The sequence below is a fragment of the Paenibacillus pinistramenti genome (assembly GCF_005869875.1).
In the GTDB taxonomy this organism is placed as follows: Bacteria; Bacillota; Bacilli; order Paenibacillales; family Paenibacillaceae; genus Fontibacillus; species Fontibacillus pinistramenti.
Genome location: NZ_VAWG01000001.1, coordinates 382,096 through 402,660, shown reverse-complemented (window position 1 = coordinate 402,660; position 20,565 = coordinate 382,096). Strand labels below are relative to the sequence as shown.

The window sequence follows — 20,565 nt, the reverse complement described above, 5'->3', positions numbered from 1 at the left end:
TTAATGTCTTTAGATTCCAATACAGTAAAACAAACCGCGGCATTGACGCCTGATGATTTCCGGAAGCTGGATGCCTCTGAGAAGAACGCCGAGGTCATTCAGCGCGAGAGCGTTTCTGCTTGGAAGGATGCCTGGCAGCGCCTTGTGGAGAATAAGGTAGCTATGGGGGCATTGATTGTCCTTGGACTGATTGTAATTGCCGCAATAGTTGGACCTATGATTTCAAAATACAACTATTATACAAATGATCTGCTCGCTACTAACCAGGCTCCATCCTTGAAGGATCACTGGTTCGGAACGGACGATCTGGGCCGCGATATGTTTGTCCGTACATGGATGGGCGCACGGATTTCCCTGATCGTTGGTCTTGTCGCCGCCTTGATTGACTTGCTGATTGGTGTTATTTACGGCGGTATCATGGGTTATTTCGGCGGACGCGTTGATGAAATCATGAACAAGTTTTCCGAAATCATCTATGCTATTCCTTACCTGCTGGTAACGATTCTTCTGTTGGTCGTATTTGAGCCAAGTTTGGGAACGATCATATTGGCCCTGACGATCACCGGCTGGATTAATATGTCCTGGATTGTCCGCGGTGAAATTATGCAGCTTAAGAACCGCGAGTTCGTATTGGCTTCCCGCTCCATGGGTGCCGGCTCCGGCCGTCTGCTGTTCCGTCACCTGCTGCCGAATGCTGTAGGTCCGATCATCGTTACGCTGACTTTGTCCGTACCGAACGCAATTTTCTCGGAAGCATTCCTAAGCTTCTTGGGTCTGGGCGTACAGGCTCCGGTCGCTTCACTCGGCTCGATGGTTAACGACGCATTGACAGGCTGGATGTACTATCCTTGGCGGATGCTCTTCCCGGCTATCCTGATCAGTGTAACGATGCTTGCATTTAATATTTTTGGCGACGGTCTCCGTGACGCGCTTGATCCTAAATTGAAAAAATAGGGGGTGAAATTATGGAACCCATTTTAAAGGTTAAAGATCTTCAGGTTTCTTTTAAAGTAAGAGGCGGAGAGGTGCAGGCCGTCCGCGGTGTTAACTTCGAATTGGGCAAAGGTGAAACGATCGGTATCGTAGGTGAGTCCGGAAGTGGTAAGAGTGTTACCGCGCAGTCGATCATGCGTTTGATTCCTTCACCGCCATCATTCGTTAAAAATGGCGAAATTATTTTTAATGGTGAGAACCTCTTAAATAAAACGAACAAACAGATGGAAGCAATCCGCGGGAAAGACATCGGGATGATTTTTCAGGATCCAATGACTTCACTTAACCCTACAATTAAAGTAGGCCGCCAAATTACGGAAGGTTTGATTAAACACCAAAATCTGTCCGGTCAGGAAGCTAAAAAAAGAGCCATTGAAATGCTGAAAATGGTAGGCATCAAAAACGCTGAAGCTCGTTATAACCAGTATCCCCACGAATTCTCCGGCGGCATGCGTCAACGGGTTATGATCGCGATCGCTCTGGCCTGCCGGCCTGCGCTGCTGATCGCCGACGAACCGACGACCGCGCTCGACGTTACGATACAGGCTCAAATTCTGGATGTCATGAAAGACATGCAGGAAAAATTGGGGACATCAATCATTTTGATTACCCATGACCTCGGCGTAGTTGCCGGCATGTGTGACCGCGTAATCGTTATGTATGCCGGTGAAGTTGTGGAAACGGGAACGAAATGGGAAATCTTCAAGAACCCGAGCCACCCGTATACGCAAGGTTTGCTTCGTTCTTTGCCGCGTGTTGACCAAAACAAAGACGAGCCTTTGATTCCGATTCCGGGTACACCGCCTGACCTGATCAAGCCGCCGGTCGGCTGTCCGTTTGCAGCCCGCTGTCCGCATGCGATGAAAGTCTGCGAACAAATTGATCCGGATGCGACTGTATTCAGCGAGACTCACATGGCCCGCTGCTGGCTGCATCACCCAATGGCACAGGAGGTGAAATCGTCTTGAGTCAACCTTTAATTGAAGTGGACGGTTTGAAGAAGTTTTTTAACGTTGGCAAAGGCAGTACGCTGAAGGCCGTTAATGATATCAGCTTTTCGATTCAAAAAGGGGAGACTCTTGGTCTGGTAGGGGAATCCGGCTGCGGTAAATCGACCGCTGGTCGTACGATTCTGCGCCTTTACGAACCTACAGCAGGCAGCGTTCGCTTTGAAGGAACGGACATTTACAAGCTGTCCCCGCGTAAAATGAAAGCCATGCGCCGCGATATGCAGATGATTTTCCAGGATCCTTATGCATCCTTGAATCCGCGTTTTACCGTCATGGACATCATTGGCGAAGCGCTGGATATTCACGGTCTTGCCGGCAGCCGTCAGGAACGCAAGAAACGGGTTGAAGAGCTGCTCGATATGGTTGGTCTGAAATCCGAGCATGCTTCCCGTTATCCGCATGAATTCTCCGGCGGTCAGCGTCAGCGGATCGGGATCGCCCGTGCGCTTGCCGTTAATCCGAAATTCATCATTTGTGATGAGCCGATTTCAGCGCTTGACGTATCTATCCAGGCTCAGGTCGTGAACCTGCTGACAGAGCTTCAGAACAAATTAGGCCTTACTTATTTGTTCGTCGCGCACGATTTGTCCATGGTTAAGCACATCAGTGACCGCGTGGCCGTTATGTATTTGGGTAAGGTGGTAGAGCTTGCTCCGAGTGAAGAGCTGTACTCCAACCCACAGCATCCTTACACGAAAACGCTGCTGTCCGCGATTCCGATTCCGGATCCGGAGGTAGAGGTTAACAAGAAGCGGATTCTGCTGCAGGATGATGCTACCGGTCCGATTTCAGGGAAAAATGATGCAGGCTCCGGCGGGGCTTTTGATTTGGAGAATTCCGAGCTTGTGGAAGTTTCCAAAGGCCATTTCGTTGCTATGCCTCGTAAATAGTTCTGGATTGAATAGAAGTAAACCCGCAGGTGAGCCTGCGGGTCTTCTTCTTTTATGAAAAAATTTGAATAGCTTTGACGGAAACGCGCTGCTCCGTTACAATCAAGAAGAGTTTGCATGCAGTAGGAAACAGGAGGACTGACTTAGAGATGAAGATAATTGATAAACCGCTATCTGCAAGGCAGCCTCTGGCAGCCGCGCTTGTAGCGGATTTTTCGAGTGTCGCTCATTTATATCAAAGTGATGCGACAGAGCCGGCCAGCTGGCAGGCAAGATTGAACTGGCTTGACCATACTGAGGGCAGCCGCATTGACCGTCATAACGTCGTGGATGTTCTCCGGACATATAATAAACTGTATAATCCGCATCCCAAAGTAGCGGAATCGCTGGAACGGCTCGAGCAGAAAGGAACTCCGGTAATTGTCGGCGGCCAGCAGTCCGGCCTGTTTACCGGCCCTTTGCTCGTCATTTACAAGGCGGCAACGGTTGTCCAGGCTGCGAGAAAGGCGGAAGCCGAATTAGGACGTCCGGTCGTACCCGTCTTCTGGATTGCGGGAGAGGACCACGACTGGGATGAAGCGAATCATACATACGTCCTGTCGAAAGATTTGAAGGTATCGCGAATCCGCATGTACCGGGACGATGATCATCGCAATTCCGTCAGCTACACTCCTGTAGAGGAAGAGGAGTGGAGCAAAGCTTTGGCTGAGCTGAACGAACTGCTCCCGGATACGGAATTCAAGCCGCAGCTGATGTCCGACCTGCGTGAATCGGTGTCCGAGACTCTTTCTGTGAGCTTCGCCAAGTTGCTTGGCAGGCTGTTTGGTCCATATGGCCTTATTCTGCTGGATTCAGCTGATCCGCAGCTGCGCCAGCTGGAGAAAGAAATGTTCAAGGCCGTCATCCGTAAAGGGGACGAACTGACGGCTTCTTATATTGAAGCAGCCCGTCAAATCCGGGAAATGGGCCTTGAAGAGCAGGCCGAGGTTGCCGAGGATGGTGCTAATCTATTTTACATTCATGAAGGAGAACGGCTCCTGCTGTTCCGGAACGGCGAGCAGTTTCAGGACCGGAAGGGCCGGGTTTCTTTTTCCAGGGAAGAACTGCTTCAAGAGGTGGATCAGCACCCTGAACGCTTCAGCAACAACGTGCTTACCCGGCCGTTAATGCAGGATGCGCTGCTGCCGGTGCTCGGATTTGTGCTGGGAGACGGCGAAATCGCCTACTGGGCGCTGCTCAAGCAGGCGTTCCGCGTAATGGGCCTGCAGATGCCGATATTGCTGCCGCGGATGTCTTTTACCGTTGTGGAAGGGACTCTGCAGAAGTACATGGACATGTACAGCCTGACTTATGAAGATGTAAGGGATGCTTATGAGGACAAAAGGGCGGCCTGGCTCCTTCAGCAGGATCATGTGCGCATTGATGAGCGGTTTGACGAAGTGAAAGAGGTATTTAACCGCTTATATGAACCTTTAATTGAAGAGCTCGGCACCATCCAGAAAGGGCTTATCAGACTCGGCGGTTCCAATCAGGAACGGATCCTGTCTCAAATGGACTATTTGCGGGATAAAGCTAAAGAGGCGCTGGCCGCTGCCCATGATGCAACACTTCGGCATTGGGACCGGATTCATCTGTCTTTGATGCCCCAGGATAAGCTTCAGGAGCGTGTATATAATATCTTCTATTATCTTAATCGTTATGGGTCCGAATTTATGGATCACTTGATGGAGATTCCCTATGAAACGAACAGCTGTCATAAGCTGATTCTACTATAAGAGCTGAAGGAGGCTGCAGGAATGGCAGCAAATGCTAAGGAGAACAGCATCATCGCTGATCTCGGACTGGCGCCGCAGGGCCATCTGAAGATTGATTGGGTAGAAGCCCACATGCCTGTGCTTAACCGGATTCGGAGACAATTTGAACAGGACCAGCCGTTTAAAGGCCTGAAGGTAACGATCTGCCTTCATCTCGAGGCGAAAACCGCTTATTTGGCGAAAGTCGTGCAGGCGGGAGGCGCCGAGGTGACAATTACAGGCAGCAATCCCTTGTCCACACAGGATGATGTCTGTGCAGCCCTCGTCGAGGATGGCGTTACCGTATTTGCAAAATATAATCCGGAACCTGCCGAATATAAGCAGCTGATCCGCAAATCGCTGGAATCCAAGCCGGATCTTATTATCGACGACGGCGGCGACCTGGTAACCCTGCTGCAGTCGGAATGCCCGGAGCTTGGGGAGAATATCCGCGGCGGTGCGGAAGAAACAACGACCGGCATTATCCGGCTGAAGGCGCTGGACAAGCAGAATCTGCTGAAATTCCCAATGGTCGCGGTGAATGACGCCTACTGTAAATACCTGTTTGATAACCGGTACGGCACGGGACAATCGGCCTGGGACGGCATTATCCGCACGACCAATCTTGTTGTATCCGGCAAAACGGTCGTTGTAGTCGGTTACGGCTGGTGCGGCAAAGGGGTGGCGATGCGCGCCAAAGGCTTGGGCGCCAACGTTATTGTTACCGAAGTGGATGCGATTAAGGCCGTAGAAGCCCATATGGACGGCTTCCGCGTGATGACGATGCTGGAAGCGGCGAAGCTGGGCGATTTCTTCATTACCGTTACGGGCAACAAGTATGTCATTAACGGCGAGCACTATGACGTGATGAAGGATGGGGCAATTCTGGCCAATGCCGGCCACTTTGACGTGGAATTCAGTAAGCCGGATCTGGAAGCGCGGAGCGAATCTGTACGTACAGTCCGTAAAAATATCGAAGAATACCGCCTCAAGGACGGCCGCAAAATCTACAGTCTTGGCGAAGGCCGCCTCGTGAATCTGGCTGCGGCGGACGGACACCCTGCAGAAATTATGGATACGACCTTTGCGCTGCAGGCCCTGGGCTTGAGATATGTCAATGAGCATTACAAGGAAATCGGCAAAACCGTGGTTAACGTTCCTTATGAAATTGATGAGCAGGTGGCCCGCTACAAGCTGGAAAGCCTGAACATTGAAATCGATGTCTTAAGCGACGAGCAGAAGGCTTATTTGGACAGCTGGCAGGCCTGAGCGGAAGCCGGCTCGCGGGTCCGCTGAATAGGCGGACATCTTATAGAAGAACTATTAAGAAGACTCCTCTTTACGGAATATCACCGTGATGAGGAGTTTTTTATTGTATGAAATTACCATTAACTTTTTTTATCAATTTAGCAGGAAAACCGGGAGGGATGCAGAATAGTTATATCTCAAGTGGTGGAAAGTGGGTCAAAGTGGGGTAAAGAGGTAGGGAGTGAAGCAATCCGATGTTTATGGGGGAATTCCAACATAGCATTGATGATAAGGGCCGGATTACGATCCCGGCTAAATTCCGCGACTCTTTAGGAACCTCCTTTGTCGTTACCCGCGGTTTGGACCACTGCCTGTTTGTTTATCCGCAGTCCGAATGGGAAGTGCTTGAGAATAAGCTTAAGGCGCTGCCGCTGATGAAGTCCGATGCGCGCGCGTTTACCCGGTTTTTTTTCTCAGGGGCGACGGAATGCGAATGGGATAAACAGGGAAGGGTAAATATACCCGCTAATTTAAGGGAATATGCCAAGCTGGAGAAGGACTGTGTCGTGCTCGGCGTTTCCAACAGGGTAGAGATTTGGAACCGGGAGACCTGGCACCAGTACTTCGATCAATCGGAGGATACGTTCACCGAAATTGCCGAGAAGCTGGTTGATTTCAATTTTGATTTGTAAATACCGATATAACCTTCTAAGGAAGGTTTAAGCGGATTGAATTTGGAGGTTTGCAGCTTTGTTCCATCACATCACAGTGCTTAAAGAAGAAGCGACAGAAGGGCTGCATATTAAGCCGGACGGCATTTATGTCGATTGTACGCTTGGCGGCGGAGGCCACAGCTCGGTCATTTTATCCAAGCTTGGTTCTGAAGGAAGACTCATTGCATTCGACCAGGATGACTGGGCGCATGACAATGCGAAAGAACGGCTTGCGGAATACGGGGACAAGCTGATCCTGGTTAAGAGCAACTTCAGGCATTTGCAAGAGAAGCTGCTGGAACTTCCGGAAGTGAAGCAGGTTAACGGCGTGCCGCAGGTAGACGGTATTTTGTTTGACCTCGGGGTTTCCTCTCCCCAATTTGACGAAGGCGAACGCGGCTTCAGCTATAACTCGGATGCTCCGCTGGATATGCGGATGGATCGTTCGACAGACCTGACCGCCCGGGATATCGTCAATGAATGGCCGGAGAAGGAAATAGCCAGAATTTTGTTTCAATATGGCGAGGAGAAATTTTCCAGACGAATTGCCAGAGTCATTGTTGAAGCGCGGGAATCTTCACCGGTAGAAACAACAGGCCAGCTGGTTGAACTCATTAAGGCCGGCATTCCTGCTGCGGCAAGAAGGACAGGCGGTCATCCGGCCAAACGCAGCTTTCAGGCGCTCCGGATTGCGGTGAACGACGAACTGGGCGCATTTGAAGACGCTCTTCATCAGGCAGTACGCTGTCTGGCTCCAGGAGGAAGGGCATCGGTCATTACGTTTCATTCCCTGGAGGACCGGTTGTGCAAGCAGATTTATTTAGAGTATGTGAGTAAGTGCGTTTGTCCGCCTGACTTGCCGATATGCGCCTGCGGCGCAAGCGAGAAAGGAATACTTAAGCTGGTTAACAGAAAGCCAATTGTAGCGTCAGAAGAAGAATTGCAGCAGAATCCGCGGGCACGGTCAGCTAAACTGCGTGTTGCGGAGAAGCTGAAGTAGGAGTTAGTAGCATCAAATAAACAACAAGTTGTGGAGGGTAATGAATATGGCTTATACGCGGGGCAACCTTGCAGTTCAAGAGAATAGACCTGAAAGAGTACACGGAGCGCCCAAATACAGGGAAACTACCAAGGTCGTGACCCGCAAATCGCATCTTCCGATGCGTGAGAAGCTGCTTTATATGATCACCCTGATTTGTTTTGTAGCCATCGCAGGTGTTTTGATTTGGAGATATGCTTTCATTTACGAGCTGAAGACGCAGATTCATACGGCTGAGAACAACATCAAGAGCTACCAGACCCAAATTACCGAGTCTGAGGTGGAGAAGCAGAAGCTGCTGAATCTCGTTCCCCAAAGAGCTCAGCAGGAGCTTGGTTTTGTTTCGCCTGAGACTGACGGAATACGGATTAACGAAGAAGACGGGACGGTAACGGATGACAAGTCGGAGGAGCTGCCTGCGACGGCGCAGAAATAACGATGAAATAAGTAGAAATAAGAAGTAAAGAAGGTTTGTGCGATGACCAGAAGAATAAAGATGCGGACACTGTTAATAGGGGGACTAACCACCCTCTTTTTTATTGTCTTAATGACCAGAGTGTTCTGGATTCAGGTGGTTAACGCCGGATTTTGGCAGGATTATGCAGAGAAAGAGTGGTCCAAGAAAGAAGTGATCAAAGCTGCCCGCGGGACGATCACAGACCGGAACGGAGAAACGCTGGCCGTAGATATTCCGGCTTATACGGTAGCGGTAAATCCGCGGATCATTGACCAGTATAAGATTCAGGCGGATGTAGTCGAAGGACTGCATTCTATCCTGGGCAAGCCGGAGGATGAGCTTCTGGCCCTGGTGAACGCGAAAGATGATGAAGGAAAGCTGTACGCCCAGCGGGAAGTGCGGCTTGAGGGCTGGAAGGTAGATCTCGAAGTAAAGAACAAGGTTGAAGAGCTGCAGAAGAAGATCAAGGAAGAGCATCATATCAGCGATTCCGGAATTTCTTTTGTCAATGAAACGAAACGCTATTATCCGCAGAAGACCCTAGCGTCGCATATTCTGGGTTATATGAATCGTGACGGTAAGCCGGTGACCGGCTTGGAGGCTTATTTTAACAAACAGCTTCAAGGCCAGGATGGTGAACTGCAGTACGAAACCGATCCCAAAGGAATTGAAGTTCCGGAAGCCGACAAAATGTACACGCCGGTCAAGAATGGCGACAATATCAAATTAACGATCGACAGCACGATCCAGTACTATATTGAATCGGCCATGCAGAAAGCTTACGACAGCCTGAAGCCGATCAGCATGACGGTTATTGCGGCGGATCCCAACACGATGGAGATTTTGGGTATGGCCAATATGCCGACCTTTAATCCGAACACCTACTGGGTGGACGCCAAGCCGGAGAACTTCACGAATCATGCGCTGACTTCGGTATACGAGCCGGGTTCTACTTTTAAAATTGTAACGCTGGCCGGTGCCGTGCAGGAAGGCCTGTTTAACCCGAATGAGACATATCAATCCGGCAGCATCCGTGTTCCCGGACAGACCATTCACGACATCAACCGTTCGGGATGGGGCAATATTACCTTCCTTGAGGGCGTCAAACGTTCAAGTAACGTCGCTTTCGTCAAACTGGGCTATGAGAAGCTGGGACCCGAGAAGCTTAAGGATTATATTGAACAATTCGGCTTCGGCCAAAAGACGGGCATCGAGCTTCCAGGGGAGCTCAGCGGTCTGGTTAACATGAAATATGCGGCCGACTACGCTGCCGCCTCCTATGGACACGGCCAGCTGCTCGTAACTCCAATCCAGCAGGTAGCTGCGGTATCCGCGGTTGCCAATGGCGGCAAGCTGCTGGAGCCTCATCTCATTAAATCCATTACGGATCCGAATACGGGGAAAACGTCGGAGACCGAGCCGAAGGTTGTCCGGCAGGTCATTTCCGCAGAGAGCGCCAAGGAAGTAGGCAGCTATCTGGAGCAGGTCGTATCCGACCAGAAGATCGGTACGGGCCGTCATGCTTATATTGACGGCTATCGCGTCGCCGGTAAGACGGGGACTGCGGTTAAGGTTGTGAACGGGGAATACGACTATTCCAAGTCCGTGGTCTCTTTTATCGGGTACGCTCCGGTCAACGATCCAAAAATCCTGGTGCTGGTGGTGATTGACCAGCCGCAGAACTCCGAGCTGGGCGGCAGTACGGCCGCTGCGCCGGTCTTCAAGGAAATTGTGAGCAAAGCGCTGCCTTATATGGGCGTGCCGAAGACTACCGTCACGAAGGAATCGGCTGATTCCAAAGCTTCGGCCGGCGTTAAAGCTCCTTCCTTTACAGGCAAAGCGCTGAAGGATGCAACCGGCGAGCTGATCAAGGACGGCATTGCTTACGAAATCCTTGGCAAAGGAAGCAAGGTTGTGTCCCAATTTCCGAAAGAGGGCACACAGATGGAATCCGGCCAGCGGATTTATCTGCTGACGGAAGACAGCAAAACCATGGCCGTTCCGGATCTGACCGGCGAATCGCTCAGGGATGCCGTAGAGGTGCTGTCATTGATGGGCATCTCAGCTACAGCCGAAGGCGAAGGGTTTGTTTACGGCCAGACAGAGACCACAAATAAAGACGGTTCACGCAGCGTAAAGCTTAAGCTTCACTCGCCCAAAACCGAGATAGAAGCGAAAGCGGAAGGCGATGCGGCAAGCGGCGGGACATCGGCGGAGAACGACTCGGCTGATGAGTCTGCCTCTTCAAGCGAACCTCCAGGATAGCTTGTTCTAACCCCTTCTTCTTCTGAATAAGCTTGGTACTAAATGGCAGCTGACAAGCCGCGGCCTGCGGCATGTTCCCCAAAGCTGCTTCAGCACCAGGCGTTCAGGGAAGAAAGGGGAAACACGATATGAAGATTTCGAAGCTTACCATCCGCAAACGGCTGCTGTGGCTGCTGGTTATCCTGTCTGTCATGTTCGCTGCGCTTGTCGTCAGGCTGGGTTATGTACAGCTTATGAAAGGCGAGGAACTGTCGGCCAAAGCCGAAGATAACTGGCGCAGGAACATTGCCTTTGCACCCAAACGCGGAGAGATTACGGACCGCAACGGAACGGCACTGGCCTACAACGTGACCACACCGACAATCGTAGCCATTCCTGTCCAGATTAAGGACAAGCCGGGGACTGCCCGCAAGCTGGCCCCCTTGCTCGGCATGACGGAGGAACAGGTACTCAGCACGATTTCAAAAAGGCAATCCTCCGTGTTCCTAAAGCCCGGCGGCCGCAAAATTACGATGGAAAAGGCGCAGCAGATTCGTGATTTGGCGCTGCCGGGCATTGTTGTTGCCGAAGATAACAAAAGGTATTATCCTTATGGGGGGCTTGCGGCACATATCCTTGGCTTTACAGGCATCGACAATCAGGGACTCACTGGAGTCGAGAAGAAGTATGACTCGCAGCTGAGAGGCATTCCGGGAAGTATTTCCTTCCTGTCGGATGCGGCGGGCAGACTCATGCCGGGCTCGGACGAGAAGTACACGGAGCCTAAGGACGGCCTGACAATGCAGCTTACGATTGACAAATCCATTCAAAGTATTATGGAACGTGAGCTGGACAAAGCAATGACCGATTTGAAAGCAGACGGAGCCTGGTCCATCGCCATGAATCCCAAGAACGGTGAAATCCTGGCCATGGCTTCCCGGCCGGGTTATGAACCTGCTAATTACCAGAGCTATTCTTCCGAAGTGTATAACCGGAACCTGCCGATCTGGATGACCTATGAGCCCGGATCAACATTCAAGATCATTACGCTGGCTGCAGCGCTGGAGGAGAAGCAGGTCAATCTGCTGAATGACCGTTTCTTTGATCCCGGCTACGTCAAGGTAGGAGGCGCTACGCTGCGCTGCTGGAAAAGAGGGGGCCACGGCAGCCAGACCTTCCTGCAGGTGGTTGAGAATTCCTGCAACCCCGGGTTTGTAGCTCTCGGACAGAAGCTTGGCAAAGATACGCTGTTCAAGTATATTAAGAACTTCGGCTTCGGCAGCAAAACCGGCATCGATCTCGGCGGCGAGGAGAACGGGATCTTGTTCAAGCCCTCCCAAGTCGGGCCGGTCGAGCTTGCGACTACGGCTTTCGGCCAAGGGGTATCCGTAACGCCGATTCAGCAGGTGGCCGCTGTTTCTGCAGCAATTAACGGCGGTAATCTTTATAAGCCGCACGTTACCAAAGCCTGGATCAACCCCGATACGGGGGAGACGGTGCAGCAGATTGAACCGGAGCTGGTCCGCAAAGTGATCTCCGAGAGCACTTCCTCCCAGATCCGCTCCGCGCTGGAAAGCGTGGTGGCTAACGGCACCGGCGGCAATGCGTTTATCGATGGCTACCGTGTCGGCGGCAAAACAGGAACCGCGCAGAAAGTCATCAACGGGCGTTATTCGGCCAATGAGCATATTGTCTCGTTTATCGGTTTTGCCCCGGCAGACGATCCGCAGATTGTTGTCTACACTGCCGTGGATAATCCGGAAGGAATTCAGTTCGGCGGCGTTGTTGCTGCACCTATCGTTAAGAATATTATGAAGAGCTCGCTCGAATATATGGGAATTCAGCCTAGAACCGATCAACTCTCCAAGAAATACAAATATGGCGAGACACCGACCGTAACGGTTCCTGATCTGGTCGGGCAGTCCGTCGAAGATATTTATGAGGACATGAACTCCAATTTCATGCTTGCCAAATCCGGAGCGGGCAGCTATGTCATCAGCCAGGCTCCTAAAGCAGGCTCTCGTGTAGCGAAGGGCTCTACGATCCGGATCTATATGGGAAGCGAGAAAGAAGCGGAAACTCTGATTGAGGAGCAGGAACAGAAAGAAAGCAGCAGCAATTAGACATCAGCAATTAAACGACAGCAATTAAACAGCGGCCGGGTGACCATACTAATAGAAATGATCATACTAATAGAAAATGTAAAAAATGGAGGGGTATTATTCATGCAGCTTAAAGATCTTGCGGCCTGTCTGGCCGGTTCAGTAATTATCGGTGACGGGAGCTCCTCCTGCCAAAATATTCAAATCGATTCCCGGAAGGTAGCTCCCGGGGATCTGTTCATTTGTCTGCCTGGCCATACAGTCGACGGGCATGATTACGCAGATCAGGCGGAAGCGAAGGGGGCGGCGGCGCTTGTTGTGGAAAAGCATCTGCCCGGCAGCCGTCTGCCGCAGCTCCTGGTCAAGGATTCCCGCCTGGCGATGGCCGTGCTCGCCAATGTTTATTACCAGTTCCCGAGCCAAAAGCTGAAGGTGATCGGTATTACCGGTACAAACGGCAAGACCACAACCAGCTATTTGATCGAAAGTATTTTAGAATATGCCGGGAAAAAGACTGGGCTGATCGGCACCATTCAGCGCAGGGTGAACGGAGCGGCTTATCCGATGTCCGGAACCACCCCGGAAGCGCTGGATCTGCAGAGCTATCTGCATGAAATGGTTGACTCCGGAACCGATTATTGTGTAATGGAAGTCTCGTCTCATGCGCTGGAACAGGGCCGGGTAAAAGGAACGGAGTTCCGGACAGCTATTTTTACCAATCTGACCCAGGATCATCTGGACTATCATCATACGATGGAGGAGTACCGGGCTGCGAAAGGGCTGTTCTTCTCCCGTCTGGGCAATGGATATGCTGCGCAGGAGAAGGACCGGAAATATGCCGTATTGAACGCAGATGATGAAGCTTCCGTTTATTTTTCCAAACTAACAGCAGCGGAAGTTCTTACATATGGGGTAGAACGCTCAGCGGATGTTCGGGCATCCGCAATTCAAGTAACAGCTGCAGGCACCAAGTTTCATGTAGAAACTTTCGCGGGGCAGACAGATATCACCTTACAGATGGTGGGTAAATTCAATGTATACAACGCCCTGGCGGCGATTACAGCAGCACTGCTGGAAGGGATCTCTTTGGAGACCATCAAGGCAAGCCTGGAAGCAGTCAAGGGTGTAGACGGCCGGGTGGAAGCCGTGAATGAAGGCCAGCCTTATGCCGTGATTGTCGATTACGCCCATACGCCGGACGGTCTGGAAAATGTGCTCAAGACGGTCAAGGAATTTGCCGAGGGACGGATTATAACGGTCTTTGGCTGCGGCGGAGACCGCGATAAGACGAAACGTCCGCTGATGGGCAGGATTGCCGCCCAGTACAGTGATTATATGGTCATTACTTCAGATAACCCGCGGACAGAAGATCCTGAAGCGATCCTCAAAGATATTGAAGCGGGCCTCAAGGACCAGCAAACGCCTGATTCCCGCTATGAATTGATGGAAGACCGGCGCGAAGCGATTCATAAAGCTATTGAAATGGCAAGCCCGGGAGATGTAGTATTGATTGCGGGAAAAGGCCATGAAACCTATCAACTGATCAACGGCCGTGTGCTGGATTTCGACGACCGTCTGGTTGCCAAAGAAGCTATAAGGGGTTTGACAAAGTGATCAAAAGAACTTTAAGTGAAATTGCCGCCATGTGCGGCGGACAATTAAATATGCCCGGCGGCGGGGCCGCCGTAGCAGAGAAAGTTGCTGAAGCAGAGAAAGTTGTTGAAGCAGAGAAAGTTATTGAAGGCGTTACGACAGACTCCCGCAAGCTGACAGAGGGATGCCTTTTTATTCCGCTTACGGGTGAAAAATTCGACGGCCACGATTATGCTGCGGACTGCCTGCAGCGGGGGGCCGGAGCTGTCCTGTGGTCCAGAAAGCGCAGCGACATTCCTGCGAATGGCCCGGTTATTCTGGTCGACGATACGCTGGCTGCGCTTCAGCAGCTGTCCAAAGCCTACCTGCAGGCCGTCGGGGCGCGGGTCATCGGCATTACGGGAAGCAACGGCAAAACCACGACCAAGGATATTATGACTTCCCTGCTGTCTACCACCTATAAGGTGCATAAGACACAGGGGAATTTTAACAACCATATCGGTCTGCCGCTGACAATATTAGCAATGCCGGAAGACACCGAATTTGCAGTGCTGGAAATGGGCATGAGTGCCCGAGGGGAGATTGAGCTGCTCTCTTTGATCGCCCAGCCTGAGCTGGCCATCATTACCAACATCGGCGAATCCCACCTGGAGCATTTGGGCTCCCGCGAGGAAATCGCCCGGGCCAAAACGGAAATTCTGGCGGGGATGAAGCCGGGCGGATTGTTTGTCTATAACGGCGACGAGCCGCTGATCCCTATGGTGCTGGATGAGCCGGAGACTTCGAAACCGGAAGGGCTGCGAACCTGGACCTTTGGTCTGGGGCCGCATAACGACATGCATCCGACCAGCATGGTGCAGCAAAGCGCCGGAACAGCTTTTACCACTAACGTATTTGGTTCAGAGGCTTCTTTCTCGCTTCCTCTGCTGGGCAAACATAATGTAAGCAACGCTCTGGGCGCCATGTCGGCAGCGGCTTATTACAAGGTTAGCGAGGCAGACATTTCTCTTGGCCTGGAGCAGATCCGGCTTACCGGGATGAGAATTGAGCTTCTGAAAGGCACAAGCGGAATCACCATTCTCAACGATGCCTATAATGCCAGTCCTACCTCGATGCGGGTTGCTCTTGAAGTGCTGGGCTCCATGAACGGCTTCGGCAGAAGAATTGCCGTGCTGGGCGATATGCTGGAGCTTGGTGAGAATGCGGAGCAGATGCACCGGGAGGTCGGTTCGTTTATTACCGGGGAAATAGCAGATTTGATATACGTTTATGGGCCTTTGGGGGCGTATATCGCGGAAGGAGCTGCGCAGCAGCTGCAGCCGGACAGCGTGCGGGCCTTTACAGACAAGGCCGGGCTGATTGAGGCGCTGGAATCCGTTCTTCATCCGGATGATGTGGTGCTGGTCAAAGCTTCGCGGGGGAACAGGCTCGAGGAAGTGGCCCAGGCCATCCAAAATTTTAACTTACAACAATCATAGCGAAAGGGGAGCCATTATGGACTTTCAACTCATTCTTTTAACCATCGGCGTTTCCTTTATTCTCGCCGTGATTGCCGCACCGCTGTTTATTCCTTTGCTGCGCCGGATGAAATTCGGCCAGCAGATCCGCGGCGAAGGGCCGCAGAGCCACTTGAAAAAGGCCGGAACGCCTACAATGGGCGGCATTATCATTATGCTTGCTTTCACGATCGCCTTTCTGAAATTCACCAACAAAATGGACACCGATTTCTATGTGCTGCTGATTGCCTCACTGGGCTTCGGCCTTGTCGGTTTCCTTGATGACTATATCAAAATCGTCTTCAAACGTTCGCTGGGATTAACCGCCAAGCAGAAATTGTTCGGCCAGCTGCTGTTTGCTGTCATCGTTTGTGTTCTTCTGATCCGTGACGGCCATAGTACGGCGATCGGCATTCCCGGAACCGACTATTCCTTTGACTGGACCGGCTGGTTCTATTATCCGTTCATCGTGATTATGATGCTTGCGGTCAGCAATGCGGTTAACTTTACAGATGGTCTTGACGGCCTGCTGTCCGGAGTAAGCGCCATTGCTTTTGGTGCTTTTGCGGTGGTGGCCATGCAGGCGACTTCGCTGCCGGCCGCTGTCTGTGCCGCTGCGATGATTGGAGCTGTACTGGGATTTCTGGTGTTTAACGCTCATCCGGCCAAAGTATTTATGGGCGATACAGGCTCCCTCGGCATCGGCGGGGCGATTGCAGCCATTGCGATCGTGACCAAGAGCGAGCTGCTGTTCCTCGTGATCGGCGGTATTTTTGTCATCGAAATGCTTTCGGTTGTGCTGCAGGTCGGCTCCTTCAAGCTGCGCGGCAAACGTATCTTCAAAATGAGTCCGATCCATCATCATTTCGAGCTGTCCGGCTGGTCGGAGTGGCGGGTTGTTGTGACCTTCTGGGCGGTCGGCCTTGTGCTTGCCGGCATCGGACTTTATCTCAATAAGGGGTTGTAGGTTATGAAACATCCGGAAAATTACCGCGGACAAGATGTCGTCGTACTCGGCCTTGCCAGAAGCGGAGTCGAAGTCGCCAAAGTCATGTTTAAGCTTGGCGCGAATGTTGTCGTAAATGATAAGAAAGACAGAGCTGAATGTCCCGAAGCATCCGAATTGGAGGCTTTGGGAATTTCTGTTGTATGCGGGGGGCATCCCGAGGGGCTGATTCACCGGGGGACCTCTTTGGTTATTAAAAATCCTGGTATCCCCTACACGGCTCCGCCTGTGCAGACTGCCCTTGAGCTTGGAATCGAAGTGGTGACAGAGGTCGAGATTGCCTTCTGGCTCTGCAAAGCGCCGATGATTGGCATTACAGGCTCTAACGGCAAGACGACCACCACCACCTGGACCGGAAAAATGCTGGAGGCAGCTGGCCTATCTCCAATCGTAGCCGGCAATATCGGCATTCCTTTAACCGAGGCGGCCCTGAAAGCCGCTGAAGATGACTGGATGGTCGTCGAGCTGAGCAGCTTTCAGCTGAAAGGCACGCAGGCCTTCCGTCCGCGTGTGGCCTGCCTGCTGAACGTAGTGGAGACCCATCTGGACTACCATAAGACGATGGAGGATTACATTGCCTCCAAAGCCAAATTGTTCGCCAACCAGCAGGACACCGACACGGCTGTCGTGAACTGGGACGATCCGGTCTGCCGGGGACTCGTGCCTTACTTGAAGGGACGGCTGCTGCCGTTCTCCATAACGGAACGGCTTCCGCAGGGCGGCCTTTATGTCGAGCCTCCTTATGCCGGGCAGGAAGAAGACGGTCTGGACCGACAGGTCGTCTACCGCACGGAAGATGGAGAGAGCATCACACTGATTCATACTTCTGAAATCGGACTTCCAGGGCGGTTTAACGTCGAGAATGCGCTGGCTGCAGCGGCCTGCGCCCTTGCAGCAGGCGCCGATCCGGCGAAGCTGGCCGCGCCGCTTAGAGATTTTCGCGGGGTTGAGCACCGGCTTGAGTACGTCGCAGAGAAGCAGGGAGTTGTTTATTACAATAACTCCAAAGCAACGAATTCCAAGGCTACCGTGATGGCCATCGGGGCGCTCAGCGGGCCGATCGTGCTGATTGCCGGCGGACTGGACCGCGGCTCCGACTATCTGGAGCTGCTGCCTTCCCTGCAGAACAAGGTGAAAGCCGTTGTCACTCTCGGCGAGACCAAAGAGAAAATTGCGGCAGTGGCCAAAATGGCGGGGATATCCACCATTATCGTAGTCGATAATGAGGAAGACGCCGCCGATACACTGCGAAGCGCGCTTAAAGAGGCCGAGGGCTTGGCTGGGAAAGGAGATACTGTGCTGCTGTCTCCGGCCTGTGCAAGCTGGGACATGTTTGCCTCCTATGAAGAGCGTGGACGCATTTTTAAAGAGGCGGTGCATAACCTTTAAGTAGGGGGGTATCTGACAAGCCCCTACTTCGCATATGAGGTGGCTTCCGCTTATGAGCAAGTTGCGCCGAGCGCCGGACATTTGGCTCTTAATCAGCATTTTGAGCCTGCTGGCGATAGGGATGGTCATGGTATACAGCGCCGGATCCGTGCTGGGCTTTCATGATCACGGAGATTCTTTTTATTTTGTTAAGAGACAGCTTCTGTTTGCTGCTTTAGGCCTGATAGCTATGTTTTTTATGATGAATTTCGACTATCGGAGGCTCCGCAAATATGCCAAGCTGGGTCTGCTGGTCTGCTTCGGCCTGCTGGTCATCGTGCTGATTCCGGGGATTGGCGCGGTCCGCGGAGGGGCCCGCAGCTGGCTTGGCATCAGCTCGTTCGGCATCCAGCCCTCGGAATTTATGAAGCTGGGCATGATCTTATTCCTATCGTATTGGCTGAGCAAGGATACGTACGACATTACCCGGTTTGTCAAAGGGCTGCTGCCGCCGCTTGGCGTAAGCGGGCTCGCCTTCGGGCTGATTATGCTTCAGCCGGATTTGGGGACAGGCACGGTGATGATGGGAGCGGCAATGCTGATAATTTTCACGGCCGGCGCCCGATTCAAGCATTTAAGCGGTCTTGCTGCAGTTGGAGCAGCGGGCTTTGTTGGGCTGGTGCTTGCTGCACCATACCGGTTAAAGCGCATTACGGCCTTTCTGGATCCCTGGTCGGACCCTCTCGGGGCCGGCTATCAGATTATCCAGTCGCTCTACGCCATCGGACCGGGTGGGCTGGCCGGCCTCGGCCTTGGCATGAGCCGTCAGAAATACAGCTATGTTCCGGAGCCGCAGACCGACTTTATCTTTTCCATCCTGTCCGAGGAGCTCGGATTCATAGGCGGCACGCTTGTGCTGCTGCTGTTTCTGATTCTTGTCTGGAGAGGAATGCGGGTAGCCATGACGGTGGATGACAAATTCGGCAGCTTTCTAGCGGTCGGCATTGTCGGCATGGTAGCCATTCAAGTTATTATTAATATCGGGGTAGTCATCGGGTTGATGCCGGTAACAGGCATTACGCTCCCGCTGATCAGCTACGGCGGTTCTTCTTTGACGCTGATGCTGACGGCACTGGGCATCCTGCTGAATTTATCCCGTCACGCGAGGTGATCTTATGCGAATTGTGCTGAGCGGAGGCGGTACGGGTGGACATATTTATCCGGCACTGGCCGTAGCGAAACAATTCAGCGAAGAAGTTCCGGGAACGGAATTTTTATATATCGGCGGGACAAGAGGCTTGGAAAGCAAGCTTGTGCCCCAGGAGAATATTAGGTTTGAAGCGATTGAAATCAGCGGCTTCCGCCGCAAGCTGTCGATGGAGAATGTAAAGACAGTCATGAAATTTCTTAAAGGTGTGAGCCGTGCCAAGCAGCTGCTGCGTGAATTCAAGCCGGATGCGGTCATCGGTACCGGAGGCTATGTCTGCGGTCCGGTCGTATACGCTGCTGCCAAGCTGGGAATTCCGACCGTGATCCATGAGCAGAACGCGGTGCCGGGACTTACGAACAAGTTTCTGAGCAAGTACGTAAATACGGTAGCAGTGAGTTTTGAAGGAACGGAGAAGGCTTTTCCAGGGGCTAAGAAGGTGGAATACACCGGGAATCCCCGAGCCACGACTGTCTTTAAAGCTGACAAGGGGCGCGGCTATGCCTCTCTCGGTCTTTCGTCAGGAACCGACATCGTTCTGGTGGCCGGCGGCAGCCGGGGAGCCAAAGCGATTAACGAAGCGATGATTGAAATGGCTCCGCTTACGGATAAACTGCCGAAGGTTCATTTTGTTTATGTAACGGGAGAAAGCTACTATGAGGCAACGGTTCAGGAGATCCGGAAAAAAGCCGGCAGGATGCCGTCCAGACTTCACGTCCTGCCCTACATACACAACATGCCTGAGGTGCTTGCCGCAACGAAGCTGATTGCCGGACGCTCCGGGGCTTCTTTCCTTGCCGAGGTGACCTCGCTCGGAATTCCATCCATTCTGATTCCTTCGCCGAATGTGACGAATAACCATCAGGAGAAGAACGCGCGGAGCCTTGAGGCTGCGGGTGCCGCCTCGGTCATTTTGGAGAACGGCCTGTCGGGTGAATCATTATTCCGCGAGGTACAGCGTTTGATGAAGGATGAGCCGGCAAGGCAGGAGATGGCTGAGGCGGCCAGGAAGCTGGGCAAGCCGGATTCTGCTCACATTTTAGTTGAAATGCTCCGCAGTCTGGCGGCACAGAAGGCGTAGCAGACGTTGGATATGCCGTTTCGAAGCACGCTCAGCCCGGGCATTTGTCACACATGACAGGACTTTTTCATAAGATATCCTATAATCGCGACAATCTACCCGGACAGAGCCGGTTCCCGCAAAGCGGTTTCGGTCATCAAACAATTCCATTTTCGCTGAGCCGAGTAAGCCGGAGGGGAGCTTCTTTCGTGCCTGAGCAGCGCGTCAGGAGGAATGGGGCTCACCGGAATGGAGTTTGCTTTCTGCATCCCGGGACGGTTAGCGAAAACCGCTTATATGGACGCTGGGTCCAAGGGTCTGATGTGTCGCGGGTATTTAAGTCTGC

Annotated in this window: 16 protein-coding genes; all 16 read left to right on the top strand. The window is 52.4% G+C overall.

Features of this window, described 5'->3' with window-relative positions; genetic code table 11:
* Positions 1 to 3 precede the first annotated feature (3 nt).
* The 16 genes from FCN15_RS01875 to murG all read left to right on the top strand — a co-directional run bounded on the left by FCN15_RS01875 (position 4) and on the right by murG (position 20,240).
* The gene (locus FCN15_RS01875) at positions 4 to 954 is read left to right on the top strand and encodes an ABC transporter permease (protein ID WP_138493231.1); all 951 of its coding nucleotides are present in this window, start codon (positions 4 to 6) and stop codon (positions 952 to 954) included.
* 11 nt (positions 955 to 965) lie between these two features.
* Complete coding sequence (locus FCN15_RS01870; RefSeq protein ID WP_138493230.1) at positions 966 to 1,961, top strand: ABC transporter ATP-binding protein; 996 nt, start codon at positions 966 to 968, stop codon at positions 1,959 to 1,961.
* Entirely contained in the window at positions 1,952 to 2,893 is a 942-nt protein-coding gene (locus FCN15_RS01865; RefSeq protein ID WP_138493229.1) for an ABC transporter ATP-binding protein, read from the top strand. The genes FCN15_RS01870 and FCN15_RS01865 overlap by 10 nt, the downstream gene beginning before the upstream one ends.
* A 149-nt stretch (positions 2,894 to 3,042) precedes the next feature.
* Positions 3,043 to 4,668, top strand: a complete 1,626-nt coding sequence (bshC, locus tag FCN15_RS01860; protein ID WP_138493228.1) for a bacillithiol biosynthesis cysteine-adding enzyme BshC — start codon at positions 3,043 to 3,045, stop codon at positions 4,666 to 4,668.
* A 21-nt stretch (positions 4,669 to 4,689) separates the two neighbouring features.
* Complete coding sequence (locus FCN15_RS01855) at positions 4,690 to 5,955, top strand: adenosylhomocysteinase (RefSeq protein WP_138493227.1); 1,266 nt, start codon at positions 4,690 to 4,692, stop codon at positions 5,953 to 5,955.
* Between the two features lie 233 nt (positions 5,956 to 6,188).
* Entirely contained in the window at positions 6,189 to 6,626 is a 438-nt protein-coding gene (gene mraZ / locus FCN15_RS01850; RefSeq protein ID WP_138493226.1) for a division/cell wall cluster transcriptional repressor MraZ, read from the top strand.
* A 58-nt stretch (positions 6,627 to 6,684) separates the two neighbouring features.
* Complete coding sequence (gene rsmH, locus FCN15_RS01845; protein WP_138493225.1) at positions 6,685 to 7,647, top strand: 16S rRNA (cytosine(1402)-N(4))-methyltransferase RsmH; 963 nt, start codon at positions 6,685 to 6,687, stop codon at positions 7,645 to 7,647.
* Positions 7,648 to 7,693: 46 nt separating this feature from the next.
* A complete protein-coding gene (locus FCN15_RS01840) occupies positions 7,694 to 8,122 on the top strand; it encodes a hypothetical protein (protein WP_138493224.1) in 429 nt (142 codons plus the stop codon).
* 42 nt (positions 8,123 to 8,164) lie between these two features.
* The gene (locus tag FCN15_RS01835) at positions 8,165 to 10,408 is read left to right on the top strand and encodes a penicillin-binding transpeptidase domain-containing protein (protein ID WP_138493223.1); all 2,244 of its coding nucleotides are present in this window, start codon (positions 8,165 to 8,167) and stop codon (positions 10,406 to 10,408) included.
* Between the two features lie 128 nt (positions 10,409 to 10,536).
* Positions 10,537 to 12,510, top strand: a complete 1,974-nt coding sequence (locus FCN15_RS01830; protein ID WP_138493222.1) for a stage V sporulation protein D — start codon at positions 10,537 to 10,539, stop codon at positions 12,508 to 12,510.
* A 102-nt stretch (positions 12,511 to 12,612) separates the two neighbouring features.
* Positions 12,613 to 14,103 (top strand): UDP-N-acetylmuramoyl-L-alanyl-D-glutamate--2,6-diaminopimelate ligase, encoded by a 1,491-nt coding sequence (locus FCN15_RS01825; RefSeq protein ID WP_138493221.1) that lies wholly within the window; start codon positions 12,613 to 12,615, stop codon positions 14,101 to 14,103.
* Entirely contained in the window at positions 14,103 to 15,560 is a 1,458-nt protein-coding gene (locus FCN15_RS01820) for a UDP-N-acetylmuramoyl-tripeptide--D-alanyl-D-alanine ligase (protein WP_138493427.1), read from the top strand. Before FCN15_RS01825 ends, FCN15_RS01820 begins: the two co-directional genes overlap by 1 nt.
* Before the next feature lie 16 nt (positions 15,561 to 15,576).
* Complete coding sequence (gene mraY / locus FCN15_RS01815; RefSeq protein WP_138493220.1) at positions 15,577 to 16,545, top strand: phospho-N-acetylmuramoyl-pentapeptide-transferase; 969 nt, start codon at positions 15,577 to 15,579, stop codon at positions 16,543 to 16,545.
* A gap of 3 nt (positions 16,546 to 16,548) precedes the next feature.
* Positions 16,549 to 17,973: a UDP-N-acetylmuramoyl-L-alanine--D-glutamate ligase gene (gene murD, locus FCN15_RS01810; RefSeq protein WP_138493219.1), complete on the top strand. Its 1,425-nt coding sequence runs from the start codon at positions 16,549 to 16,551 to the stop codon at positions 17,971 to 17,973.
* Positions 17,974 to 18,025: 52 nt separating this feature from the next.
* A complete protein-coding gene (spoVE, locus tag FCN15_RS01805; protein ID WP_138493218.1) occupies positions 18,026 to 19,123 on the top strand; it encodes a stage V sporulation protein E in 1,098 nt (365 codons plus the stop codon).
* A 4-nt stretch (positions 19,124 to 19,127) separates the two neighbouring features.
* Positions 19,128 to 20,240: an undecaprenyldiphospho-muramoylpentapeptide beta-N-acetylglucosaminyltransferase gene (murG, locus tag FCN15_RS01800; RefSeq protein ID WP_138493217.1), complete on the top strand. Its 1,113-nt coding sequence runs from the start codon at positions 19,128 to 19,130 to the stop codon at positions 20,238 to 20,240.
* Positions 20,241 to 20,565: the final 325 nt, after the last annotated feature.